The 24,480-nt window shown below is 68.4% G+C and carries 23 protein-coding genes; 13 read left to right on the top strand and 10 right to left on the bottom strand.

The window, feature by feature from the left end:
• Nucleotide 1 precedes the first annotated feature (1 nt).
• The 5 genes from O6P37_RS04605 (at nt 2) to O6P37_RS04585 (ending at nt 5,739) form a co-directional block, all read left to right on the top strand.
• Complete coding sequence (locus tag O6P37_RS04605) at nt 2–787, top strand: 2-keto-4-pentenoate hydratase (protein ID WP_269892925.1); 786 nt, start codon at nt 2–4, stop codon at nt 785–787.
• Between the two features lie 15 nt (nt 788–802).
• On the top strand, nt 803–1,717 hold the full coding sequence (locus tag O6P37_RS04600; protein WP_269892924.1) for an acetaldehyde dehydrogenase (acetylating): 915 nt from the start codon (nt 803–805) through the stop codon (nt 1,715–1,717).
• The gene (dmpG, locus tag O6P37_RS04595) at nt 1,714–2,772 is read left to right on the top strand and encodes a 4-hydroxy-2-oxovalerate aldolase (protein ID WP_269892923.1); all 1,059 of its coding nucleotides are present in this window, start codon (nt 1,714–1,716) and stop codon (nt 2,770–2,772) included. Before O6P37_RS04600 ends, dmpG begins: the two co-directional genes overlap by 4 nt.
• Before the next feature lie 169 nt (nt 2,773–2,941).
• A complete protein-coding gene (gene trhA / locus O6P37_RS04590; RefSeq protein WP_269892922.1) occupies nt 2,942–3,619 on the top strand; it encodes a PAQR family membrane homeostasis protein TrhA in 678 nt (225 codons plus the stop codon).
• Between the two features lie 41 nt (nt 3,620–3,660).
• A complete protein-coding gene (locus tag O6P37_RS04585; RefSeq protein ID WP_269892921.1) occupies nt 3,661–5,739 on the top strand; it encodes a RecQ family ATP-dependent DNA helicase in 2,079 nt (692 codons plus the stop codon).
• On the opposite strand, the gene O6P37_RS04580 is transcribed toward O6P37_RS04585, so the two are convergent.
• Nucleotides 5,732–6,640, bottom strand: coding sequence for an IclR family transcriptional regulator (locus O6P37_RS04580; RefSeq protein WP_269892920.1), 909 nt, complete (start codon nt 6,638–6,640; stop codon nt 5,732–5,734). The genes O6P37_RS04585 and O6P37_RS04580 overlap by 8 nt on opposite strands.
• A gap of 89 nt (nt 6,641–6,729) precedes the next feature.
• On the opposite strand from O6P37_RS04580, the gene O6P37_RS04575 reads away from it, so the two are divergent.
• From O6P37_RS04575 to O6P37_RS04565, 3 genes are read left to right on the top strand one after another with little or no spacing between them, the layout of a single operon-like run.
• Nucleotides 6,730–7,857 (top strand): hypothetical protein, encoded by a 1,128-nt coding sequence (locus O6P37_RS04575; RefSeq protein WP_269892919.1) that lies wholly within the window; start codon nt 6,730–6,732, stop codon nt 7,855–7,857.
• A gap of 4 nt (nt 7,858–7,861) precedes the next feature.
• Nucleotides 7,862–8,644 (top strand): SDR family oxidoreductase, encoded by a 783-nt coding sequence (locus tag O6P37_RS04570; protein ID WP_269892918.1) that lies wholly within the window; start codon nt 7,862–7,864, stop codon nt 8,642–8,644.
• Nucleotides 8,641–9,789 carry a sulfotransferase family protein gene (locus tag O6P37_RS04565; protein WP_269892917.1) on the top strand — a complete coding sequence of 383 codons (1,149 nt, stop codon included), beginning with the start codon at nt 8,641–8,643 and terminating at the stop codon, nt 9,787–9,789. The genes O6P37_RS04570 and O6P37_RS04565 overlap by 4 nt, the downstream gene beginning before the upstream one ends.
• Before the next feature lie 4 nt (nt 9,790–9,793).
• Here O6P37_RS04565 and O6P37_RS04560 read toward each other — a convergent pair whose 3' ends face one another.
• The 7 genes from O6P37_RS04560 to O6P37_RS04530 all read right to left on the bottom strand — a co-directional run bounded on the left by O6P37_RS04560 (nt 9,794) and on the right by O6P37_RS04530 (nt 16,687).
• Entirely contained in the window at nt 9,794–10,432 is a 639-nt protein-coding gene (locus tag O6P37_RS04560; RefSeq protein WP_269892916.1) for a sensor domain-containing protein, read from the bottom strand.
• 17 nt (nt 10,433–10,449) lie between these two features.
• A complete protein-coding gene (locus O6P37_RS04555; RefSeq protein WP_269892915.1) occupies nt 10,450–10,911 on the bottom strand; it encodes a hypothetical protein in 462 nt (153 codons plus the stop codon).
• Nucleotides 10,908–12,083 (bottom strand): Rieske 2Fe-2S domain-containing protein, encoded by a 1,176-nt coding sequence (locus O6P37_RS04550; RefSeq protein ID WP_269892914.1) that lies wholly within the window; start codon nt 12,081–12,083, stop codon nt 10,908–10,910. The genes O6P37_RS04555 and O6P37_RS04550 overlap by 4 nt, the downstream gene beginning before the upstream one ends.
• Nucleotides 12,084–12,198: 115 nt before the next feature.
• Nucleotides 12,199–13,350, bottom strand: coding sequence for a class C beta-lactamase (gene ampC, locus O6P37_RS04545; protein ID WP_408633100.1), 1,152 nt, complete (start codon nt 13,348–13,350; stop codon nt 12,199–12,201).
• 76 nt (nt 13,351–13,426) lie between these two features.
• On the bottom strand, nt 13,427–14,611 hold the full coding sequence (locus tag O6P37_RS04540) for a thiolase domain-containing protein (RefSeq protein WP_269892912.1): 1,185 nt from the start codon (nt 14,609–14,611) through the stop codon (nt 13,427–13,429).
• Between the two features lie 4 nt (nt 14,612–14,615).
• Nucleotides 14,616–15,680 (bottom strand): thiolase domain-containing protein, encoded by a 1,065-nt coding sequence (locus tag O6P37_RS04535; RefSeq protein ID WP_269892911.1) that lies wholly within the window; start codon nt 15,678–15,680, stop codon nt 14,616–14,618.
• Nucleotides 15,681–15,694: 14 nt separating this feature from the next.
• Nucleotides 15,695–16,687 (bottom strand): Zn-ribbon domain-containing OB-fold protein, encoded by a 993-nt coding sequence (locus O6P37_RS04530; protein WP_269892910.1) that lies wholly within the window; start codon nt 16,685–16,687, stop codon nt 15,695–15,697.
• Between the two features lie 52 nt (nt 16,688–16,739).
• Here O6P37_RS04530 and O6P37_RS04525 point away from each other — a divergent pair, with 52 nt between their 5' ends.
• From O6P37_RS04525 to O6P37_RS04515, 3 genes are all read left to right on the top strand, one after another.
• Nucleotides 16,740–17,771, top strand: coding sequence for an LLM class F420-dependent oxidoreductase (locus tag O6P37_RS04525; protein ID WP_269892909.1), 1,032 nt, complete (start codon nt 16,740–16,742; stop codon nt 17,769–17,771).
• A gap of 113 nt (nt 17,772–17,884) precedes the next feature.
• Nucleotides 17,885–18,565 carry an acetoacetate decarboxylase family protein gene (locus O6P37_RS04520; protein WP_269893171.1) on the top strand — a complete coding sequence of 227 codons (681 nt, stop codon included), beginning with the start codon at nt 17,885–17,887 and terminating at the stop codon, nt 18,563–18,565.
• Nucleotides 18,562–19,773: a cytochrome P450 gene (locus tag O6P37_RS04515; RefSeq protein WP_269892908.1), complete on the top strand. Its 1,212-nt coding sequence runs from the start codon at nt 18,562–18,564 to the stop codon at nt 19,771–19,773. Before O6P37_RS04520 ends, O6P37_RS04515 begins: the two co-directional genes overlap by 4 nt.
• A gap of 58 nt (nt 19,774–19,831) precedes the next feature.
• Here O6P37_RS04515 and O6P37_RS04510 read toward each other — a convergent pair whose 3' ends face one another.
• Together O6P37_RS04510 and O6P37_RS04505 are read right to left on the bottom strand one after the other, a co-directional pair.
• Nucleotides 19,832–20,668, bottom strand: coding sequence for a hypothetical protein (locus O6P37_RS04510; RefSeq protein WP_269892907.1), 837 nt, complete (start codon nt 20,666–20,668; stop codon nt 19,832–19,834).
• Between the two features lie 139 nt (nt 20,669–20,807).
• Nucleotides 20,808–21,608 carry a crotonase/enoyl-CoA hydratase family protein gene (locus tag O6P37_RS04505; protein ID WP_269892906.1) on the bottom strand — a complete coding sequence of 267 codons (801 nt, stop codon included), beginning with the start codon at nt 21,606–21,608 and terminating at the stop codon, nt 20,808–20,810.
• Nucleotides 21,609–21,677: 69 nt separating this feature from the next.
• On the opposite strand from O6P37_RS04505, the gene O6P37_RS04500 reads away from it, so the two are divergent.
• Nucleotides 21,678–23,327, top strand: a complete 1,650-nt coding sequence (locus O6P37_RS04500) for an acyl-CoA synthetase (RefSeq protein ID WP_269892905.1) — start codon at nt 21,678–21,680, stop codon at nt 23,325–23,327.
• Nucleotides 23,324–24,445 carry an NAD(P)H-dependent flavin oxidoreductase gene (locus tag O6P37_RS04495; RefSeq protein WP_269892904.1) on the top strand — a complete coding sequence of 374 codons (1,122 nt, stop codon included), beginning with the start codon at nt 23,324–23,326 and terminating at the stop codon, nt 24,443–24,445. The genes O6P37_RS04500 and O6P37_RS04495 overlap by 4 nt, the downstream gene beginning before the upstream one ends.
• The last annotated feature ends 35 nt before the right edge of the window (nt 24,446–24,480 follow it).

Here is a 24,480-nt window from a genome sequence, read left to right as displayed (position 1 = left end):
GATGCTCTCTGAAGAGGTGCGTGACTGGCTGGCCGCCGACCTGGCGCAGGCCGAACGCAGCCGAGTTCCGATCGCGCCGCTGACCTCCAGGGAATCCGACATCGACGTGGTCGACGCCTACGAAATCCAGCTGATCAACATTCGCCAGCGCGTCGCGGAGGGCGCCCGCGTGATCGGCCACAAAGTGGGCCTGTCGTCCGAGGCGATGCAGAAGATGATGGGCGTCGACGAACCCGACTACGGCCACCTGCTCGACGAGATGCAGGTGTACGAAGATCGTCCGGTCCGCAGCGCGAACTACCTCTACCCGCGGGTCGAGGTCGAGGTCGGCTTCATCCTCGCCGACGACCTGCCCGGGGCGAACTGCACCGAGGAGGACGTGCTCGCCGCGACGGCTGCGTTCGCGCCGGCGATCGAGCTCATCGACACCCGCATCAGGGACTGGAAGATCAAGTTGTGCGACACCATCGCCGACAACGCGTCCTCGGCGGGGTGGGTGCTCGGCGAGGCGAGGGTGTCGCCGAAGGACATCGACATCAAGGCCATCGACGCGGTGCTGACCAACAACGGCGAGATCGCGGCCGAGGGGCGCAGTGACGCGGTGCTGGGCAACCCGGTCACCGCGGTGGCGTGGCTGGCTCGCAAGGTGGAGAGCTTCGGGGTCCGGTTGAAGGCCGGCGACATCGTGCTGCCGGGCTCGTGCACACGTGCGATAGATGCACCACCCGGCAGCCATTTCGTGGCGGACTTCGCCGGGTTAGGTTCAGTCAAGCTGAGTTTCGAATAAGCCAGGGGAGAAGCAATGCCGCAGAAGCTGCAAGTCGCGATCGTGGGGTCGGGCAACATCAGCACCGACCTGTTGTACAAGCTGCTGCGGTCGGATGTGCTGGAGCCACGGTGGATGGTCGGGATCGACCCGGAGTCCGAGGGTCTGGCGCGGGCGCGCAAGTTGGGTCTGGAGACCACCCATGAGGGGGTGGACTGGCTGCTGGCGCGGGATGAGAAGCCGGACATGGTGTTCGAGGCCACCAGCGCCTATGTGCACCGCGACGCGGCCCCGAAGTACGCCGAGGCGGGCATCCGCGCGATCGACCTGACACCGGCCGCGGTCGGGCCGGGGGTGATCCCGCCGGCGAATCTGCGCGAGCACCTGGATGCGCCGAACGTCAACATGGTGACCTGCGGCGGGCAGGCCACCATCCCGATCGTGCATGCGGTGTCACGCGTGGTGGATGTGCCCTACGGCGAGATCGTGGCGTCGGTGTCCTCGGCGTCGGCCGGGCCGGGGACGCGCGCCAACATCGACGAGTTCACCAAGACCACCAGCGCCGGGGTGCAGAACATCGGCGGCGCCAGGCGGGGCAAGGCGATCATCATCCTCAACCCGGCCGATCCGCCGATGATCATGCGCGACACCATCTTCTGCGCCATCCCCGAGGACGCCGACCGTGACGCGATTGCCCAGTCGATCCGCGACGTGGTGGCCGAGGTGCAGACCTACGTGCCGGGCTACCGGCTGCTCAACGAGCCGCAGTTCGACGACCCGTCGATGAACTCCGGCGGGCAGGCGGTGGTGACGACGTTCATCGAGGTGGAGGGTGCGGGTGACTACCTGCCGCCCTACGCCGGGAACCTCGACATCATGACCGCCGCGGCGACCAAGGTCGGCGAGGAGATCGCCAAGGAAAGCCTTTCCACGACTGGAGCGCAGGCATGAGTACCGACGAGATCTATTTCGACCCGATGTGGGACATCCGGATGACCGACACCTCCCTGCGGGACGGCAGTCACCACAAGCGCCACCAGTTCACCACCGACGAGGTCGGTGCGATCGTCGCCGCGCTGGACGCGGCGGGGGTGCCGGTCATCGAGGTCACCCACGGCGACGGGCTGGGTGGGTCGAGCTTCAACTACGGGTTCTCCAAGACCCCGGAGCAGCAGCTGATCAAGCTGGCCGCCGAGACGGCGAAGAACTCCAAGATCGCCTTCCTGATGCTGCCCGGTGTGGGCACCAAGGAGGACATCAAGGAGGCGCAGAACAACGGCGGTTCCATCTGCCGCATCGCCACCCACTGCACCGAGGCCGACGTGTCGATCCAGCACTTCGGGCTGGCCCGTGAACTCGGGCTGGAGACCGTCGGGTTCCTGATGATGAGCCACACCATCCCGCCGGAGAAGCTGGCCGCCCAGGCCCGCATCATGGCCGACGCGGGATGTCAGTGCGTCTACGTGGTCGACTCGGCCGGGGCGCTGGTGCTCGAGGGTGTGCGCGACCGGGTGGCCGCGCTGGTCGCCGAGCTCGGTGAGGACGCCCAGGTCGGTTTTCACGGCCACGAGAACCTCGGGCTCGGGGTGGCCAACTCGATCGAGGCGGTGCGGGCGGGCGCCAAGCAGATCGACGGTTCGTGCCGGCGGTTCGGCGCCGGTGCGGGCAACGCTCCGGTCGAGGCACTGATCGGGGTGTTCGACAAGATCGGTGTGAAGACCGGGATCGACTTCTTCGACATCGCCGACGCGGCCGAGGAGGTCGTCGCGCCTGCGATGCCCGCCGAATGTCTGTTGGACCGCAACGCGTTGATCATGGGCTACTCGGGCGTCTACTCCAGTTTCCTCAAGCACGCCATTCGCCAGTCCGAGCGCTACGGGGTGCCCGCGCACAAGTTGCTGCACCGCGCGGGCCAGCGCAAGCTGATCGGCGGCCAGGAAGACCAGCTCATCGATATCGCGCTGGAGATCAAGCGTGAGCAGGACGCCGCCGCCGAGGTGGTATGAGAGATGTCTCGATTGTGACATCAGAGCCTGTCCCGTTCTGACGCGCAGTCGTTTGCGGGTATGGTTTGCATCGCTATCGCACCTGCGATGCGTGCCGTGAGCACAGTCGGCTTACTGCGACATCGGAGACGCCCTGAACGATCGATCTGCTGTTACTGAAACGCTCCAGATGCCGGAGCCCATCGGCGGTCCGGTCAGCGATGTGTTCCTCGCACCCCGTGCCCGCGGCTGGATCCACGTCGTCGCCGCGTTCCTCGCCGTGCTCGGCGGCGCGGCGCTGATCGGGCTCGCGTGGACCGGTGACCGGCCGACACAGGCCGGCTGGGCCGCGCTCGTCTACGTCGCCGCGACCATCACGATGTTCAGCGTCAGTGCGGTGTACCACCGGATGCGGTGGACCTCGCCGGTCACCCAGAAGTGGATGATGCGGGTCGACCATTCGGTGATCTTCGTGTTCATCGCAGGCACCTACACACCGCTCGCACTGCTGGCCATGCCGCCGTCGATCGGGGCCGAGGTGCTGATGGTCGTGTGGACCGGCGCCGCGGCCGGCGTGCTGTTCAAGATGGCCTGGCCGGCCGGCCCCCGGTGGATCGGCGTCAGCCTGTACCTTGCGTTCGGCTGGGCGGCGATCTGGTTCGCCGAGACGCTGCTGCTCGGTGCCGGCCTGACGGTCGTCGCACTGCTGATCGCCGGCGCGGTGCTCTACAACATCGGCGCCGTCTGCTACGGCATGCGCTGGCCGAATCCGTGGCCGACCACGTTCGGGCACCACGAGGTGTTCCACGCGTTCACCGCGGTCGCGGCGCTCTGCCACTTCGCCGCCATCTGGCTCGTCATCGCCTAGCTGCCCGTCCGGCTGTCACCGGGGCCAGGCACGATGGCGGCATGGCGACGCGGACCGAGGCACAGGCCCTTCTCGAACAGCTGGCAGGACCGCACGCCACCCTGCGCGACGACCAGTGGACGGCCATCGAGGCGCTCGTCGTGCACCGGCGGCAGGCGCTGGTGGTGCAGCGCACCGGCTGGGGCAAGTCGGCGGTGTACTTCATCGCCGCGAAACTGTTGCGCGCCGCCGGGCATGGGCCCACCGTCATCGTGTCGCCGCTGCTGGCGCTGATGCGCAACCAGGTGGCCGCTGCCGAGCGGGCCGGGGTTCGTGCCGCGACGATCAACTCGAGCAATGTCACCGACTGGGACGAGATCCACGCCCGGGTCGGCGCCGGTGACCTCGACGTCCTGCTGGTCAGCCCGGAACGGCTGAACAACCCCGACTTCCGTGACCAGGTGCTGCCCGCGCTGGCCCACGACGCGGGCCTGGTCGTGGTGGACGAAGCGCACTGCGTGTCCGACTGGGGCCACGACTTCCGGCCCGACTACCGCCGGATCCGCACCCTCATCGCCGACCTCGGCACCGACATCCCGGTGCTCGCCACCACCGCGACGGCCAACGACCGGGTGGTCGACGACGTCGCGAGCCAGCTGGGCGTGGGCGGCCGCGACACGGTGGTGCTGCGGGGCGGACTCGACCGGGAGTCGCTGCGGCTGTCGGTGGTGAACGCCGGCAACCCCGCCCAGCGGGCCGCCTGGATCGCCGCGCACCTCGGGTCGCTGCCCGGCTCGGGGATCGTCTACACCCTGACGGTCGCGCAGGCGCACGACGTGGCGGCGCTGCTGCGGGAGAACGGCCACCCGGTCGCCGCGTACACCGGCGCCACCGAGGCCGCCGAGCGCGAGCAACTCGAGGCCGACCTGCTCGCCAACGACGTCAAGGCGCTGATCGCGACGTCCGCACTGGGCATGGGTTTCGACAAGCCGGACCTGGGGTTCGTCGTCCACCTCGGCGCGCCGTCGTCGCCGATTGCCTACTACCAGCAGGTCGGCCGCGCCGGCAGGTCGACGGCGCAGGCAGAGGTGATCCTGCTGCCCGGCCGGGAGGACCAGGACGTGTGGCGCTACTTCGCATCGGTGGCGTTCCCGTCGGAGGCGATGGTGCGCGACGTGCTGCGGGCGCTCGAGCCCGACCGCCCGCAGTCGACGCCTGCGCTCGAACCGCTCGTCGACCTGAACCGTGCGCGGCTGGAGATGGTGCTCAAGGTGCTCGACGTCGATGGGGCGGTCCGGCGGGTCAAGGGCGGCTGGGTGGGCACTGGTGCGCCGTGGACCTACGACGAGGAGCGGTACCGCAACCTCGACGCGGCGCGCCGGCGCGAGCAGCAGGCGATGCTCGAGTACCAGTCGACCGACGAGTGCCGGATGACGTTCCTGCGCCGCCAGCTCGACGACCCGGAGCTGACCGACGGCGAGCGCTGCGGCCGGTGCGACAACTGCGCGGGCAGTCACTACGGCGCCGACGTCGACGACGCGACCGCGCAGGCCACCCGGCAACGGCTGTTGCGGCCGGGCGTGGAGATCACCCCGCGCAAGCAGTGGCCCTCCGGTCTGGCCAAGCTCGGCGTGCCGCTGTCCGGCCGCATCGGCGACGGGCCGGAGCCGGGGCGGGTGATCGGCCGGCTCACCGATCTCGGCTGGGGCGCCCGGCTGCGCGCGGTGCTCGACGCGCCGGACGAGGAGGTGAGCGACGACGTCGTGCGTGCCGCGGTCGACGTGCTCGCCGCATGGGAGTGGCAGACACGCCCCGTCGCCGTCCTGGCGATGGACTCGGTGGCGCGGCCGCGGCTGATCGGGTCGCTGGCCGGCAGGCTGGCCGAGCTGGGCCGTCTCGCGAACCTCGGCACCTTGCGGTACCGGCCCGACCGTCGCCCGGTGAGCGCCGCGAACTCCGCGTATCGCGTTGCGGCGCTCAACGATTCGTGGGAGACGCCGGACCTGTCGACGGTGGGCGGGCCGGTGCTGCTGGTCGATGACCTCACCGACACGGGATGGACGATGACGATGGCCGCCCGGGTGGTGCGGGACGGGGGAGCGCCTGCCGTGCTGCCGTTCGCGATGGCCGCGGTCAGCTGAGCGCAGGCCAGGGTGGCTTCTCGCCGCCCAGCTGAACGGTCAGTGCGTCGGCGGACGACATCAGCCGGCGCGCCCGCCTGACGATCTCGGCGGCGCTCAGCGACCGGCCGACGTGCAGGGAGACGACCATGGCCTGGCGCTGATGGTGGTCGTAGACGGGGGCGGAGATGACGCTGACGTCGTGGCGTTGCCGCCCGTCGCCGGCGGACTCGCTCCGCAGGTACACCCGCTCGCCGATGTCGGACACCATCTCGCCGAGCAGCGCGCGCAACTCGTGGGGCAGTGTGCTCGGGATGCCCGCGGTCAGCGCGTAGAGCCGCTGCCCGGCCGCGGTCTGCCGCTCCACCAGGTAGCCGTCTGCCCGGCACTCGGCGATCACCCGCTGCAGCCGGTCGTCGTCCGTGCGGAGCGGCACCGTCGGCTCCTTGTCCAGCCAGGTCCGCACGGCGTCGTCGTCCCAGAGCACGAACATCAACCCGACGGGCGGCGCGAACGGATAGCTCTGGCCCACGTGCACCGGGGCGCTCACCTCCGGTGGCGACACCAAGTCCAGCACGGTGATGCGGTCCTCGACCACCGCCGACAGCGCGGCCGTCGCCGAGTAGGCCGCCGAGAGCCGGCGCAGCTCGGCGCGCGCGGCGGGGTTGACCCGGAGTGACTCCTGGGCGGTGTGCCCGAGCGCGATCAGCGCGGGGCCCAGCCGGTAGGTCTTGTCCTGCGCGTCGCGCACCAGGTATCCCGCCGCGGTCAGTGTGGTGACGATGCCCAGGCATGTGGGCTTGCTCAGCTGCAGGCGCCGCGCCAGGTCGGACAGCCCGAACCGGCCCTGGGGGTGGCCGGCGAGGTAGTCCAGCACGGCCACCACGCGCTCGGTGGGTGGCGATGTGCGAGCCGTCGACATGTCAGAAATGTACCTTGTCGTTCCAAATATGAACCACGGATCGACCGACGACCATTGACTAGCACTAGAACGCGTTCTAGTTTCAAGGCGTGTACTCCGCACCCTTCGCCGAGGCGATCGCCGAGGCCGAGCGCCTCGTCACCGAAGCGCCGTTCATCGAATCCGAAGCCGATCTGCTCGAGGGTCTGCAGTATCTCGCCGGCGGCATCGCCGCCTGCACGCACCTCGCCTTCGACTACGACCGCGACCACCCGTTCCTGCAGTCGGGGACCGGCCCGTTCACGAAGATGGGTCTGGACAACCCGGACACGTTGTACTTCGGCACCCGGGTGCACCCGGGCCACGAGTACGTCGTCACCGGCAACCGCGGCACCACCACCGATCTGAGCTTCCAGATGCTCGGTGGCGACTACACCGACGACAACGTGCCGGCCAGCCAGGCCGCTTTCGACGACCGCGAACTCGACATCGCCGAGGACGGCACCTTCGAATGGCGGGTCACGCCGAACAGCCCGTCACAGTTGCTGATCCGTGAGGTCTACAACGACTGGTCGGCCCAGCGGGGCTACGTCAACGTCGCCCGCACCGACACCGCGGGCACCGCGCCCCCGCCGCTGACGAAGGAACTCATCGAGAAGCGCTACGCCGTTGCGGGCAAGCAACTCGTCCAGCGGGTCAAGACGTGGCTGCAGTTTCCGCAGTGGTTCTACGACAACCTGCCGGTCAACACGATGGTCGCGCCGCGGCTGACGCCCGGTGGGCTGGCCACGCAGTACTCGTCGGTGGGTCGCTTCGACCTCGCGCCGAACGAGGCCATGGTCATCACCCTGCCGGTGTCCGACGCCCCGTACCTGGGCTTCCAGCTGGGTAGCCTGTGGTACATCTCGCTGGACTACATCAACCACCAGACGTCGCTGAACGGCACTCAGGCGCAGGCGGACCCGGACGGCAAGATCCGCATCGTCGTCGCCGATGCCAACCCGGGCGTGACGAACTGGTGCGAAACCCTCGGGCACCGCAAGGGCTATCTCCAGTTCCGGTGGCAGCGCCTCTCGCGTGAGCTGACGGAGGCCGACGGACCGTCGGTGGAGGTCGTCGACGTCGACGAGGTCGCCTCCGCACTGCCGTTCCATGAGTCGAACAAGATCTCCGAGGACGACTGGCGCGAACGTATCGCGCTGCGGCAGCGGCAGATCCAGAACAGAATGGTGGGATGACCCGATGACCGGACTGCTCGACGGCAAGGTGGTCGTGATCAGCGGTGTGGGACCGGCGCTGGGGACGACGCTGGCCCGCCGTTGCGCCGAGAACGGCGCCGATCTGGTGCTGGCGGCGCGCACCGTGGAACGGCTGGACGACGTCGCCAAGCAGATCACCGACCTGGGACGGCGTGCGGTCTCGGTCGGCACCGACATCACCGACGACGCCCAGGTGGCCAACCTGGTCGAGAAGACGCTCGAGGCCTACGGCAGGGTCGACGTCCTCATCAACAACGCGTTCCGCGTTCCGTCGATGAAGCCGTTGGCCAACACCACCTTCGAGCACATGCGCGATGCGATCGAACTCACGGTGTTCGGTGCGCTGCGGCTGATCCAGGGCTTCACGCCGGCACTGGCCGAGGCGAACGGGTCCGTGGTCAACGTGAACTCGATGGTGGTACGGCACTCCCAGGCCAAGTATGGCGCCTACAAGATGGCCAAGTCCGCGCTGCTGGCGATGTCCCAGTCGCTGTCCACCGAACTGGGAGAGCAGGGCATCCGGGTGAATTCGGTGCTGCCCGGCTACATCTGGGGCGGCACGCTGGAGAGTTACTTCACCCACCAGGCCGGCAAGTACGGCACCACCGTCGACGAGATCTACAAAGCCACCGCAGCCGCCTCCGACCTGAAGCGGCTGCCCACTGAGAACGAGGTCGCCTCGGCGATCCTGTTCATGGCCAGCGACCTGTCGAGCGGGATCACCGGACAGGCGCTGGACGTCAACTGCGGAGAGTACAAAGCGTGAGCACCACCCGTACCAATGTCGGCACTGTCGAGGATCTGCACGCGTCGGCCACCAAGGCCTGCGGCCTCGACGATTTCGGCTCCGACGACGACAACTACCGCGAGGCGCTCGGCGTGCTGCTCGAGTCCTTCCAGCGCGACGCCGACCTCACCGAGTTCGGCAGCAAGATGCAGCGCTTCTTCGTGCGCAACGCCCTTGTGGCGCGGCTGGTCTCGGAAGCGGCGTGGAAGCAGTACCCCGAGCACGCCGACGTCGCGATCGAACGACCGATCTTCGTCACCGGGCTGCCCCGCACCGGCACCACCGCCCTGCACCGGCTTCTCTCCGCCGACCCGGGCCACCAGGGTCTCGAGCTGTGGCTGGCCGAGTTCCCGCAGCCGCGGCCGCCGCGCGAGACGTGGGCGGACAACCCCGTCTTCCAGCAACTCGACGCCCAGTTCACCAAGGCGCACGAGGAGAACCCGGACTACACCGGGCTGCACTACATGACCGCCGACGAGGTCGAGGAGTGCTGGCAGCTGCTGCGCCAGTCGCTGCACTCGGTGTCCTACGAGACCCTGGCGCACGTCCCGACGTACTCGCAGTGGCTGGCGCGCCAGGACTGGACGAAGCCGTACCAACGGCACCGGCGCAATCTGCAGCTGATCGGGCTCAACGACGCCGAGAAGCGCTGGGTGCTCAAGAATCCGAGCCACCTGTTCGCACTCGACGCGCTGTTCGCCACGTATCCCGATGCGCTCGTCATCCAGTGCCACCGACCGCCGGAGACGCTGATGGCGTCGATGTGCTCGCTGGCCCAGCACACCACCGAGGGCTGGTCGCACCGGTTCGTCGGCGAGCAGATCGGCGCCGATTCGCTCGAGACCTGGTCGCGCGGCCTCGAGAGGTTCAACACGGTTCGGGCGCAACAAAACTCGGCACAGTTCTATGACATGGACTACTTCGACTTCATCGCCGACCCGGTCGCCGAGGTGGAGCGCATCTACCGGCACTTCGGCCTGCCGTACACCGACGCCGCGCGCGGTGCGATGGAGCAGAGCCACGCCGAGAGCAAGAAGGGGCCTCGCGCGCCGAAGCACACCTACTCGCTGGCCGACTACGGCCTGACCGACGACATCGTCAAGGAGCGCTTCGCCGGGCTCTAGACGGTCACACCGTCATGTCGGCCAGGGTGTTGATGCGTCGCAGCGCGTCCCGCGCGACGGACAGCACGTCGAAGCCGTTCTTCTGCGCGCACGCGGTGAGTTCGACCGCCGCATTGTGCGCGGCGACGAAGGCGTTGTCGCAGGACCACCCGCCGCTGATGGACCACAGCACGATCTGGGCCGAGCCCGACTCGCGCGCAGGCAGCAGGCGGAACTGAATCGTCTTGCCCTCCATGGTGGTCACCGCCAGGTCGTCCTCCCGGCAGGCGTCGATGGTGCGTCTCACCTCTTCGACGGCGGCGGCGGTGTCGAAGTCGGCGCGGTAGACCGCGGCCATCTGCTGAACCGAGACGGTACGCGCGGGGTCGCCGTAGAACTGACCGCCGTCGTGCGCGGCAGGCGTCCTGCTGAAGATGAACGGCGGATCGACCTCCTGCGCCAGGCCGGCGCACCTCTCGGGTTCGACGGTCACGAACAGGTTCGATTCGTGCTCCGGTGCGGTCTTCTCGCTCAGCAGGCCGCCGACCTGTCCTGCGGTGATGGGAGCGACGGGCACCACGGCGCGGGGACGGGCGTCGTCCACCACCTGGGTGCAGCCGCCGAGCGCGACACACAGCAGACCTGCCGCCGCGGTCCTGAGCATGGGATCAGTGTCGCAGCTCAGCCGTCGCCGGGCGACGGGGCGGACGACACCTCCTCGAGACAACCCTCGGCGACGGCGTGTTTGATGCTGTCGGCCAACCTCGGGCAACTGCGTGAGCGTGCCGAGTGGCCGCCGGACTCCCGGATCTCGGTGAAGTAGGCGCACCGCTGCGAAGCGGCGGAGTTCCACTGCACGGCGGTGTGTTCCGGGCCGAGCTTCTTCACGTCCACCGCCACGTGGCAGAACCGGCAGTCGATGGACACCAGACCCGCGCTCAGGTAGCGCTCACGGTCGCGACGGCTGGCCTCCCGCACCGCCTCGGCCCGTCGCGGGTCCGCGGCGAAGTCCGGTGCCTTGGACCAGGATCCGCGGCTGGGCGCGGCCGGCACGTCGTCCTCGTCATCATGGGCGCCGTGCAGGAGAAGCATCGACCGGGCCAACTGGTCGACGTCCGGTGCCTCCTGGCGCTCGCCCGTCATGACGTGGCCTGTTCGGCCTTTGCCTCGTCGGGTTCCTTCTCGGCTTCCTGACGCCTGAGGTTCTCCTCCACCTCGACCTGCCACTTCTCGTTGGCGGCCGTGGTGTCGACCTCGATCTCGAAACGGTCGGTCATGTCGGGCGTGACGTCGGCGACGTCGACGTAGAACTGCTGGTACCAGCGGCGCATCTGGTAGACGGCGCCGTCCTCTTCGACGAGCAGTGGGTTGTCGATGCGGGTCTTGTGCTTCCAGATCTCGACGTCCTGCAGGAAGCCCTTGCTGACGCCCTCGGTGAACGTCCGCGCCAGCTTGTCGGTGGTCTTGTCGTCCAGGCCCTTGGGCTTCTCGACGATGACACCCCACTGCAGCACGAAGGAGTCCTGCGAGACGGGGTAGTGGCAGTTGATCAGGATCGACTCGGCCTTGAAGCCGCCGTAGTTGTTGTGCAGCCAGTTGATCATGAATGACGGGCCGAAGTACGACGCCTCGCTGTCCAGGTGCGCCTCGCCATAGGTGGTGCCCATGTCGTTGATGTCCGCGCGGCCCACGTTGTGCAGGTACTGCGACGCGATGTGGCCCTCGAAGACGTTCTTGAAGTAGGTCGGCAACCCGTAGTGGATGTAGAAGAAGTGCGCCATGTCGGTGACGTTGTCGATGATCTCGCGGCAGTTGGAGCCCTCGATGAGCATCGAATTCCACCGCCAGTCGGTCCACTCGTCGCTGGCGAACTCCGGGATCTCGGGAATCTGCACCTCGGGCTGCGGTGGGTTGCCCTCGTGGTCGTTCCACACGAAGAGCAGCCCGCCGCGGACGTCGGTGTGCCAGGCCCGGGTGCGGGCCAGCCGCGGGGTGCGCTTGGCGTACGGGACGAGCTTGCACTTGCCGTCGCCGCCCCAGCGCCAGTCGTGGAACGGGCAGGCGACCTCGTCGCCTTTGATGGTGCCCTGGGACAGGTTGCCGCCCATGTGCCTGCAGTACCCGTCGAGGATCTTCAGTTCGCCCTTGGAGTCGGCGAACACCACGAGCATGGTGCCGAAGATCTCGACACCGTGCGGTTCGCCGTCCAGGAAGTCCTTGACGGGTCCCAGGCAGTGCCAGCCTCGGGCGTACCGGTCGGGCAGCGCTCCGGTGTCGATCTCGCGGACGCCTGCGCCGGCGGTATCAGTAGCCACGTCGCACCTCCAGATATGGGCTTCTAACTAGAACACGTTACAGTTTTATCCCGCGTTCGCACAATGATTGGCCCGTGACCTGCGGCATACCCACGTCCGCGGCCTTCTGAACTGCTCACTCGCCGTCCAGGGCGGCCAATACCGCGTGCGCGGCGGTGACCCGGGCGGCGATCGGGAAGTTCTTGTTGGCCAGCATGACGACGCCGATGCCGCGCTGCGGCACGAAAGCGGCGTAGGCGCCGAAGCCGTCGGTTGACCCGCTCTTGTTGAACAAGGTCGGCGCGCCGGGCTGCTCAGGGGGCAGGGCCGCCACCGGCTGGGGCTCCATCGCCATCGACGTGGAGTTGCCCGCGAGCAGCTGGTCGAGGGCGACGGGATAGGGATACTGCTCCCAGCCCAGGCCCTGCACCATCGGGCCGACACGATAACGGCCGACGTGGGTCGTCTCGACGGCCCGGCGCAACCGGGGCTCAAGGCCGTTGGGGGAGATGTTGCGCTCGACGAACCGGATCATGTCCGTCGCGGTCGACTTCACACCGTAGGCCTCGGCGTCGAAGACGCCGGCATTGACCCGCACCGGTCGGTCGGCCTTGTCGTACCCCCAGGCGTAGGCGTTCTGCGCCTGGGGCGGCACACGCACGAAGCTCTGCGGCAACCCGAGCCCGGGCATGACGTCGGCCTGCATCACGTCGGTGAAGTCGCGGCCCATCGCCCTCGCGCTGAGGTGCCCGAGCAGCCCGATGCTGGCGTTCGAGTACTGCCTGATCCGGCCCGGCGGCGCGGTCGGGCGCCACTGCCGGAAGTACTCCGTCATCGTGGCGGCGTCGGTGACGGTCTCGGGGAACTGCAGCGGGAGCCCGCCCGCGGTGTAGGTGCCGAGATTCGTCAGCGTGGCGCCGTCGATGGGGGCGCCGGTGAGCGCGGGCAGGTAGCGGCCCGGGTGGTCGTCGAGCGACAGGGCGCCCGTCTCGGCCGCGTAGCCGGCCAGGGTGGCGGTGAAGGTCTTGCTCACCGACCCGATCTCGAACAGCGTGCCCGGCGTGACGGGCGCCCCCGTGTCCCGTGCCGCCACGCCGTAGCTGAAGAACTGGCTGCGGCCGTCGACGGTTACGGCGACGGCCATCCCGGGGATCCCGTGTTCGGCCATCAGCGGGGCGAACGCGCGGTCCACCGCGGCGGCGACCGTTCCCGGTTCGGCGCCCGCCGCCGCGGCCGGTGCCACAGCGGCAAGCAGCGCCGCGACAAGCAGGAATCTGAGCACTCTCACGGAGCTTCTCCTCGGGGTCGGGTCCGCCGTCCGCCCCAAGGTAGCCGCTGCCGGCCGCGCCGCTGGCCCGCGTGCGTCAGGCGGGTTTGTCGCCCGGCTTGTCGATGCTGACGACCCACATCGAGTAGTACTGCGAACCGCCGCCGTAGGCATGGCCCAGGGCCTTGCGGGCGCCCTGCACCTGGTGCTCGCCCGCCTTGCCCATCACCTGGATCGCGGCCTCGGCGAAACGGATCATGCCCGAGGCGCCGATCGGATTGGACGACAGGACACCGCCCGACGGGTTGAGCGGGATCCGTCCGCCGATCGCGGTCTCGCCAGCCTCGGTGAGCTTCCAGCCCTCACCCTCGGGGGCGAAACCGAGGTTCTCCAGCCACATCGGCTCGAACCACGAGAACGGCACGTACACCTCGGCGACGTCGATCTCGTCGATCGGGCTGGTGATGCCCGCGGCCTTCCACAGCGCCTTGGCGGCGTCCCGGCCGGCCTGCGGGTTCACCTGGTCGCGGCCCGAGTAGGCGAGTGGTTCGGTGCGCAGCGCGGTCGCGTGGATCCACGCCACCGGATTCCCCTCGGCGACGCGGGCGTCCGCGATCTCCTCGTTGCCGATGACCATCGCGCAGGCGCCGTCGGAGGACGGGCACGTCTCGTCGAACCGGATCGGGTCCCACAGCATCTGCGATGCCATCACCTTCTCGAGCGTGATGTCGGGCTGGTGCAGGTGCGCCAGCGGGTTCTTGGCGCCGTTGAGCCGGTCCTTCACCGCGACCATCGCACCGATGTGCGTCGGCGCACCCGACCGGCGGATGTAGGAACGCACGTGCGGCGCGAAGTAGCCGCCGGCACCGGCGCCGACGGGCTTGGTGAACGGCACCGGAATGCTCAACGCCCACATGGCATTCGACTCCGACTGCTTCTCCCAGGCCATCGTCAGCACGCGCCGGTACTTGCCGGACTGCACCAGTGACGCGGCGACCACACCGGTGGACCCGCCCACCGAACCGGCGGTGTGCACCCGGATCAGTGGCTTGCCCGTTGCGCCCACAGCGTCGGCCATGAACAGCTCGGGCATCATCACGCCCTCGAAGAAGTCCGGCGCCTTGCCGACCACCACGGCGTCGATGTCGTCGAACGTCGATCCCGAGTCGGCGAGCGCCCTGTCGATCGCCTCACGGACGAGGCCGTTCATCGACACGTCCTGGCGCTTGGCGACGTACTTCGTCTGGCCGGTGCCCAGCACCGCAGCGAGTTGCTTACCCATCGTGTTACCGGCCTTCCAGGACTGCGACCAGATTCTGTTGCAATGCAGGGCCACTCGTCGCGTGGGCGAGTACCCGTTGCGCGGATCCGTCGAAGATGTGCCGCGCCGCGAAGCCGATACGCTCGAGGCCCGCCGAGAACATCGGATTGGCGGCCAGCGCGCCACCGGACGGGTTGATCTTCGTCGAGCCGTTCAGCCCGATCGCCTCCTTGAGGATCAGGTGCTGGTGGGTGAACGGCGCGTAGAGCTCGGCGACGTCGATCGATCCGGCGTCGCCACCCGTGGCGGCCTTCGCCGACGCCGCGGTCGACGGGGACGTCGTCAGGTCGCGGGCGCCCAGGATCGGCGTCTCGATGCGGTGCTCGAATCCGGTGATCCAGGCCGGGTTCTCGCGCAGCTCGCGGGCGCGGTCGCCGGCGGCCAGCACGATCGCGGCGGCGCCGTCGGAGATCGGCGCGATGTCGTGGCGGCGCAACGGATCGGCGAAGTACGGCCGCGCGAGCAGTTCGTCGACGCTCTCGGCGGGCTGCTCGCGGTCGGTGCGCTCGGCGACGGCGAACGAGTCGAGTGCCACCTGAGCCATCTGCTCGGCGGTCCACTTGCCGCCGTCGAGCCCGAGGCGGGCCTGCAGGCCGGCCATCGACACCGAATCCGGCCACAGCGGCGCGACGGTGTACGGGTCGGTCTGCAGTGCCAGCACGCGGCGCAGGACGCCGGCGCTGGACTTGCCGAAGCCGTAGACCAGCGCCGTGTCGACCTCACCGGTGAGGATCTTGATGTAGGCCTCGTAGAGCGCCCAGGCCGCGTCCATCTCGACGTGGGACTCGTTGATCGGCGGCACGGCGCCGATCGAGTCGATCGCGGAGATGAACGAGAACGCCCGGCCGGCAAGGTAATCCGACGACCCCGAACACCAGAACCCGATGTCGGTCTGCTTGAGGCCGAGGTCTTCGTAGAGCTCGGCGAAACACGGCATCAGCATCTCGACGCCGTTGGTGGTGCCGTCGGTGCGGCGCACGTGCGGGGCGTGCGCGAAGCCCACCACTGCAACATCATTCGAGCCAGTCATTGTGTGTGCGCCCCTCAGAGGTGGTGCTTGTAGGTGTCGTACTCGGCGTCGGGCTCACCCGTCGGCCGGAAGTGCGAGATGTTGTCGATGCCGAGGCCCCACTCCTCGCGGGGCTTCCACACCGCCTGCACCCGCATCCCCATCCGCACATCGGCGGCCTCGATCTCGGTGACCAGGTGCAGGAACGGGATGTCCGCGCCGTCGAGCAGCACGTAGGCCGCCACGTACGGCGGCTTGATGCGCTGACCCGCGAACGGGATGTTGATGATCGCGAACGTCGTCACGGTGCCCTTGTCCGGCAGCTCGACGAACTCGGTGGTGGGCCGGCCGGTGCCCGGATCCGCTTCGCGCGGCGGGAAATACAGCTTGCCGTCCTTGCCGGTGCGCGCACCGAGCAGCTTGCCCTCCTCCAGCGCGCGCAGGAACGTGCTCTCCGGCAGCGACGCGGTGTGCTGGATCTCGATGCTGCTGGGTGACACCTGCACCGTCACCGGTTCGCGGTCGTCGGTGACGTCGGGGTGCTGCTCGGCCTCGTCGCCCAGCTCGAAGTAGGCGATGTCGGTGATCGCGCCCACCGGCTCGTCGGCCCAGTGCACGCGCACCCGGGTGCCGGCGCTGATGGCGTCGGACGACCCGGCGTCCACCGCGTGCAGCATCGGGGTGTCGGCGCCGTCCAGCGTGATGAGTGCCCACGCGAACGGACGGTCCAGCGGCTGCCCCTCCAGCGGCTGCGGCTGCCACGTCCACGACACCACCGTGCCGACCTCGCCCACCGGTACGATCTCCGTCAGCTGTTCGTAGCTGACCGGGTCGTATTCGGCGGGTGGCACGAGCACGCGCCCGTCGGTGCCGCGCACGCCGAGGATGCGCCGCGAGCGCAGCGCCGTGAAGAACTGACCGAGGAGTGGTCCGACTGAACGGGTGTAGTCGAAAGACAGTCTCAGCGGCGCGGAGAGCGGCTTCTCATGCTGGTCGATCAGGGCCGGGCTGCTTTGGCTGGCGGTCACGGCATCGAGTAGAACAGGTTCTAACTATGGTTTCAAGAACAGGGTGGCACTGATGAAACTGGGACTGCAGCTCGGCTACTGGGGCGCACAGCCGCCGGAGAACGCCGCGGAACTCGTCGCAGCGGCCGAGGACGCCGGTTTCGACACCGTGTTCACGGCCGAGGCGTGGGGCTCGGACGCCTACACCCCGTTGGCGTGGTGGGGTCGCGAGACCACTCGGATGCGGCTTGGCACGTCGGTCATCCAGCTCTCGGCGCGCACGCCCACCGCCTGTGCGATGGCCGCGCTGACGCTCGACCACCTGTCCGGCGGGCGGCACATCCTCGGCCTCGGCGTCTCGGGGCCGCAGGTCGTGGAGGGCTGGTACGGCCAGCGGTTCCCGAAGCCGCTGGCGCGCACGCGGGAGTACATCGACATCCTGCGCCAGGTGTGGGCGCGCGAGGCGCCGGTGCACAGCGACGGCCCACACTACCCACTGCCGCTGACCGGCGAGGGCACCACCGGACTGGGCAAGAACCTCAAGCCGATCACCCATCCGCTGCGCGCCGACATCCCGGTGATGCTCGGCGCCGAGGGGCCGAAGAACGTGGCGCTGGCCGCCGAGATCTGCGACGGCTGGCTGCCGATCTTCTACTCGCCGCGCATCGCGGGGATGTACAACGAGTGGCTCGACGAGGGTTTCGCCCGGCCGGGCGCGCGACGCTCCCGCGAGGACTTCGAGATCTGCGCGACGGCGCAGGTGGTGGTCACCGACGACCGGCCGGCGGTGATGGAGCTGATGAAGCCGCACCTCGCGCTCTACGTCGGCGGGATGGGCGCCGAGGGCACCAACTTCCACGCCGACGTCTACCGCCGGATGGGTTACTCCGAGGTGGTCGACGATGTGACGCGGCTGTTCCGGTCCGACCGCAAGGACGAGGCCGCCAAGGCGATCCCCGACGAGCTGGTCGACGACTCGGCGATCGTCGGTGACCTGGCGTTCGTCGAGGAGCAGATCAAGGCATGGGAGGCCTCCGGCGTCACGATGATGGTGATCGGCGCGCGGTCGACCGAGCAGATTCGTGATCTCGCCGCCCTGGTCTGAGTAGACACTTCTTGCAAGCTGTCTAGAACACGTTCTAGATTCAACGTGTGACCGACACCACCCCTGTCTCGGGGGAGAGCTCCACGTACATCATCCAGGGCACCACGCTGACCATGCCGGTGCGTATCCGCAGGGCCGACACCCACGTCGCGATGTTCTCCGTCGACGCGACCGCCGCGCAGCGGTTGATCGACTACAGCGGGCTGAAGGTGTTCGAGCTGCGGCCGGGCCGCGCGGTGGTGATGCTGATGCTCGTCCGATACCACGACGGCGACCTCGGGAAGTACCACGAGTTCGGCACGGCGGTGATGGTGAGCCCGCCGGGCAAGACCCTGAAGGGGCTGGCGTCGATGCAGTCGGCGGCCGCGTTCATCCATCACCTGCCGGTCAACCAGGGCTTCACCCTCGAAGCGGGACAACGCATCTGGGGCTTCCCGAAGATCATGGCCGACTTTTCCGTCCGGGAGACGGGCGGCTTCGACTTCGACGTCAGCGAGGAGGGGAAGCTCGTCGCGGGCATCGAGTTCCGCAGCGGCGTGCCGATCCCCTCGGCGTTGACCGCCAAGCCCCAGGTGCTCACCACCTTCAGCCACCGCGACGGCGTCACCCGCGAGATCCCCTGGGAGATGAGGAACTCCGGGATGCGGGTCCGCCTCGGCGGCGCGCGGCTCCGACTCGGTGACCATCCCTACGCAGACGAGCTGCGGTCGCTCGGTCTGCCGAAACGGGCGTTCGCCAGCCAATCGTCTGGCAACGTCGAGATGACCTTCGGCGACGCCCAGGAGATCCGATGACACAGACGCTCCCGACGACCAAGCCCGACGTCGACCTCGCCGACGGCAACTTCTACGCCGACGGGCCCGCCGCCCGCGAGGCCTATCGGTGGATGCGGGCCAACCAGCCGGTGTTCCGGGACCGCAACGGCCTGGCCGCGGCGACCACGCACGCCGCGGTGCTCGATGCCGAGCGCAATCCCGAGCTGTTCTCGTCGACCGGTGGCATCCGCCCCGACCAGCCGGGCATGCCCTACATGATCGACATGGACGATCCGGCACACGTGCTGCGGCGCAAGCTGGTGAACTCCGGCTTCACCCGCAAGCGCGTGATGGACAAGGTGCCGTCGATCGAGCGGCTCTGCGACACCCTGATCGACGCGGTCTGCGAGCGCGGCGAGTGTGACTTCGTGCGCGACATCGCCGCGCCGCTGCCGATGGCGGTGATCGGCGACATGCTCGGCGTGCTCCCCGAAGAGCGCGACATGCTGCTGCAGTGGTCCGACGACCTGGTGTGCGGGCTGAGCTCGCACGTCGACGAGCTGACCGTGCAGAAGCTGATGGACACCTTCGCCGCCTACACCGCGTTCACCATGGACGTCATCGCCAAGCGGCGGGCCGAACCCACCGACGACCTGTTCTCGGTGCTGGTGCACGCCGAGGTCGAAGGTTCCATGATGGCCGACGACGAGATCGTCATGGAGACGCTGCTGATCCTGATCGGTGGCGACGAGACCACCCGGCACACGCTGTCGGGCGGCACCGAGCAGCTGCTGCGCCACCGCGACCAGTGGGAGAGCCTGCGCGCCGACGTGGAGAAGCTGCCTGGCGCGATCGAGGAGACCCTGCGCTGGACCGCCCCGGTGAAGAACATGTGCCGCACGCTGACCGCCGACACGGAGTTCCACGGCACCGAGCTCAAGCAGGGCGAGAAGCTGATGCTGATGTTCGAGGCGGCCAACTTCGACGAGGAGGTGTTCGGCGATCCCGAGAACTTCCGGATCGATCGCAATCCCAACAGCCACCTGGCCTTCGGCTTCGGCACGCACTTCTGCCTCGGCAACCAGCTGGCCCGCCTCGAGCTGCGGCTGATGCTCACCAAGGTGTTGCAGCGGCTGCCCGACCTGCGCCTCGCCGACGGCGCCGAGGTGCCGCTGCGGGCGGCCAACTTCGTCAGCGGGCCGGAGGCGATGCCGGTGGTGTTCACGCCGACCGCGCGGGTGCTCTGAGTCGTTTCCGCCGAATGTGAAACTGTGGCGGGATTCGGGCCAGATTCCCGCCAAATCTTCACATTCGGCGATCCCAGGCGGCCTGTAGCCGACAAATGATGCCCCCTTCGGTGTCCTGGGACGTGACCCGGATGTCGGTCCAGCCGAGTTCCGTGACGGCGTCATGGCGGTGGATGTCCTTGTTGAAGCGGATCGGGCCCCTATGGTGGGCGCCTTCGTAGTCGAGCGCGACCTTGATGTCCTCCCAGCCCATGTCGAGCACGGCCACCAGGACGCCGTACCGGTCACGAACGGGGATCTGTGTGGTCGGCGGCGGAAAGCCGTTGCGGATGACCAGGAGTCGTAGCCACGTCTCCCGCGGCGATTCCGCGCCTGGGTCCACGAGCGCGAGGGCCCGACGAGCCGCCCGAATGCCGCGGCGGCCTCGGTACCGCTCCGCGAGGAGTTCGACGTCGGCGACTTTGAGATGGGTGGCATTCGCCAGCGCGTCGACCTCGGCGACGGCACGCTGCAGCGGGTTGCGGCGGGCCAGGTCGAGTGCGGTGCGGACCGGAGTCGTCACGACCATGCCGTCGATCGTGGTCAGCTCGTCATCCGCGATGGCATCGGCCCACGTGCTTATGCCTCGGGGCGGGTGCCGATTCCCATAGAGCAATTCGGCCGGGGCTCGGGGATCCAGCCATTTGGCGCCGTGCAAGGCCGCAGCCGATCGGCCGGCGAGGATTCCGCGGCGTCGTGACCACAGCCACGCCGCCTCAGCACGCAGCCGTGCCGAGACCTCCGCATCTGCGTGTACGTAGACGCCGGGATACAGCGCGGTGTGACGACTGCGGAGTTGATGGCGGGTCAGCACACCGCCGGTCAGCGCCTCACCCCCGATGAACGGCGTCTCCATGGCAGAAGTGTGCCGACACCGACCGACACCGTCGTGAGTGTGAAACCTGGGCGGAAAAAGGGCGGAAATGCCGCCAAGGATTCACAGTCGCGTGCCGACGCGACCCGGTGTGCGCGGCGCCCCGACTCCCCGGAGCCGCCTACTTCATCTGGAAGTTGGGCGCCCGCTTCTCCTTGAACGCCCGCGGGCCTTCCTTCGCGTCGTCGCTGATGAAGACCTCGATGCCGATCTTCGTGTCGATCTTGAACGCGTCGTTCTCGTGCAGGCCTTCGGTCTCATGGATCGACCGCAGGATGGCCTGAACGGCGAGCGGACCGTTCTTGTTGATCACCTCGGCGATCTCGAGTGCCTTGTCGAGCGCCGAGCCGTCGGGCACCACGTAGCCGATCAGCCCGTACTCCAGCGCCTCCGCGGCCGTGATGTGCCGTCCGGTCAGCAGCAGGTCGCACGCAATGGTGTACGGAATCTGGCGCGGCAGGCGCACCGCCGACCCGCCCATCGGGTACAGGCTCCACTTGGCCTCGGAGATGCCGAACTTGGCGCTCTCGCCGGCGATGCGGATGTCGGTGCCCTGCAGGATTTCGGTGCCGCCCGCGATGGCGGGTCCCTCGACGGCCGCGATCAGCGGCTTGGTCAGCCGGCGGCCCTTGAGCAGGCCGTCGATGCGCGAAGGGTCGTAGGCGCCGCTCTTGAAGGAATCTCCAGGAGGCGCCTTGGTCGCGGCCTTGAGGTCCATGCCCGCGCAGAAGTAGCCGCCGGCGCCGGTGAGGATGCACGTCCGGATCTCCGGATCGTTGTCGACGCGGTCCCAGGCCTCGACCATTATCGAGAGCATCTCGGTCGAGAGCGCGTTGCGCGCCTCGGGCCGGTTGAGCGTCAGGATCAGAGTGTGTCCGCGCTGCTCAATGAGGGCGTCGGGGCCCTTTTCCGGCTCGCTCACAGGTATCCGCCTTCCCGCCGATCAACCACAGACTTGTCACGAAATGTAACACGTTCTAGTTTAGGCATCGTGGCCCTGAACATCGCCGATCTTGCCGAGCACGCCATCGACGCCGTGCCTGACCGTGTCGCCCTGATCAGCGGCGACGAAACGCTGACTTACGGCCAACTCGAGGAGAGGGCCAACCGGCTGGCGCACTACCTGCTCGAGCAGGGGGTGAAGAAGGACGACAAGGTCGGTCTGTACTGCCGCAACCGCATCGAGATCGTGATCGCGATGCTGGGCATCGTCAAGGCCGGCGCGATCCTGGTCAACGTCAACTTCCGCTATGTCGAGGGCGAACTGAAGTACCTGTTCGACAACTCCGACATGGTCGCGCTGGTGCACGAGCGCCGCTACGCCGACCGGGTCGCCAACGTGCTGCCCGAGACGCCGAACGTCAAGACGATCCTGGTGGTCGAGGACGGGTCCGACGACGACTTCCAGCGCTACGGCGGCGTCGAGTTCTACGCCGCCCTCGAACAGGCGTCGCCTGAACGCGATTTCGGTCCGCGCAGCGAGGACGACATCTACCTGCTCTACACCGGCGGCACCACCGGCTTCCCCAAGGGCGTGATGTGGCGCCACGAGGACATCTACCGGGTCCTGTTCGGCGGCACCGACTTCGCGACGGGTGAGCCCATCGCCGGCGAGTACGACCTGGCCAAGCAGGCCGCCGAGAACGCACCGATGATCCGGTACCCGATCCCGCCGATGATCCACGGCGCCACCCAGTCCGCGACGTGGATGGCCCTGTTCTCGGGTCAGACCGTGGTGCTGGTGCCGGAGTTCGACGCCGACGAGGTGTGGCGGACCATCGCCAAGCACAAGGTCAATCTGCTCTTCTTCACCGGCGACGCGATGGCGCGCCCACTGCTCGACGCGCTGCTCGCCCACCAGGACGCCGGGAACGAATACGACCTGTCGAGCCTGTTCCTGCTCGCCAGCACCGCGGCGCTGTTCTCCACCAGCATCAAGGAGAAGTTCCTCGAGCTGCTGCCCAACCGCATCATCACCGACTCGATCGGGTCCTCGGAGACCGGCTTCGGCGGCACCAGCGTGGTGGCCAAGGGGGAGTCCCACACCGGCGGCCCGCGCGTCACGATCGACAAGAACACCAAGGTGCTCGACGAGGACGGCAACGAGGTCGAGCCCGGATCGGGCAAGCGGGGCATCATCGCCAAGTGCGGTCACATCCCGGTCGGCTACTTCAAGGACGAGAAGAAGACCGCCGAGACGTTCAGGACGTTCAACGGTGTGCGCTACGCGATCCCGGGTGACTACGCCGAGGTCGAGGCCGACGGCACGGTGACGATGCTCGGCCGCGGCTCGGTGTCCATCAACAGCGGCGGCGAGAAGATCTACCCCGAAGAGGTCGAGGCCGCACTCAAGGGCCACCCCGACGTGTTCGATGCGCTGGTGGTCGGTGTGCCCGACCCGCGCTTCGGTCAGCACGTCGCCGCGGTGGTGCACCCCCGCCAGGGCATCCGTCCGACGCTGGCCGATCTCGATGCGTTCGTCCGCAAGGAGATCGCGGGATACAAGGTGCCGCGCAGCCTCTGGTACGTCGACGAGATCAAGCGGTCGCCGGCGGGCAAGCCCGATTACCGATGGGCCAAGGACACCACCGAGGAACGCCCGGCCGACGAGGTCCACGAGAAGCATGTGGTGAAGTCATGAGAACCGAGCTGTGCGATCGCTTCGGCATCCAGTACCCGATCTTCGTCTTCACGCCGTCGGAGAAGGTGGCGGCGGCGGTCACCCGCGCCGGCGGCCTCGGCGTGCTCGGATGTGTGCGCTTCAACGAGGCCGACGAACTCGAGAACGTCCTGCAGTGGATGGACGAGAACACCGAGGGCAAGCCCTACGGCGTCGACATCGTCATGCCGGCGAAGATCCCCACCGAGGGCACGTCCGTCGACATCAACAAGCTGATCCCGCAGAGCCACCGCGACTTCGTCGACAAGACGCTCGCCGACCTCGGCGTGCCGCCGCTGCCCGAGGACGAGGAGCGCTCCGAAGGCGTGCTCGGGTGGCTGCACTCGGTGGCCCGCAGCCACGTCGAGGTGGTGCTCAAGCACCCGATCAAGTTGATCGCCAACGCGCTCGGCTCGCCGCCGAAGGACGTGATCGACCAGGCGCACGAGGCCGGGGTGCCGGTGGCCGCACTCGCCGGCTCGGCCAAACACGCACTGCGGCATGCGGAGAACGGTGTCGACATCGTCGTCGCGCAGGGCCACGAGGCCGGCGGTCACACCGGTGAGATCGGTTCGATGGTGCTGTGGCCCGAGATCGTCGACGCGCTCGGCGGCAAGGCTCCCGTGCTGGCCGCCGGCGGCATCGGCACCGGCCGGCAGGTGGCCGCGGCGCTCGCGCTGGGCGCCCAGGGTGTCTGGATGGGCTCGGCGTTCCTGACGTCGGCCGAGTACGACCTCGGCGTGCGCCGCGAGTCCGGCGTCTCGGTGATCCAGGAGGCGATGCTCACCGCGACGTCGGCCGACACCGTCCGGCGCCGCATCTACACCGGCAAGCCGGCCCGGCTGCTCAAGACGAAGTGGACCGACGCCTGGGATGCGCCCGACGCGCCGGAACCGCTGCCGATGCCGTTGCAGAACATCCTCGTCAGCGAGGCGCATCAGCGGATGAACGAGTCCGACAACCCCGCGACCGTGTCGATGCCGGTGGGCCAGATCGTCGGACGGATGAACGAGATCCGGCCCGTCGCCGACATCATCGCCGAACTGGTGACGGGTTTCGAGGAGGCAAGCAAGCGGCTCGACGGGATCCGCGAGAGCTGACCGACAACCGGCGGCCACCTCCTATGATCGGCGAA

Source organism: Mycobacterium hippophais, assembly GCF_027529605.1.
Lineage (GTDB): Bacteria > Actinomycetota > Actinomycetes > Mycobacteriales > Mycobacteriaceae > Mycobacterium > Mycobacterium arseniciresistens.
The sequence above is the reverse complement of the archived record's forward strand: the minus strand, read 5'-3'. Positions and strand labels throughout refer to the sequence as shown.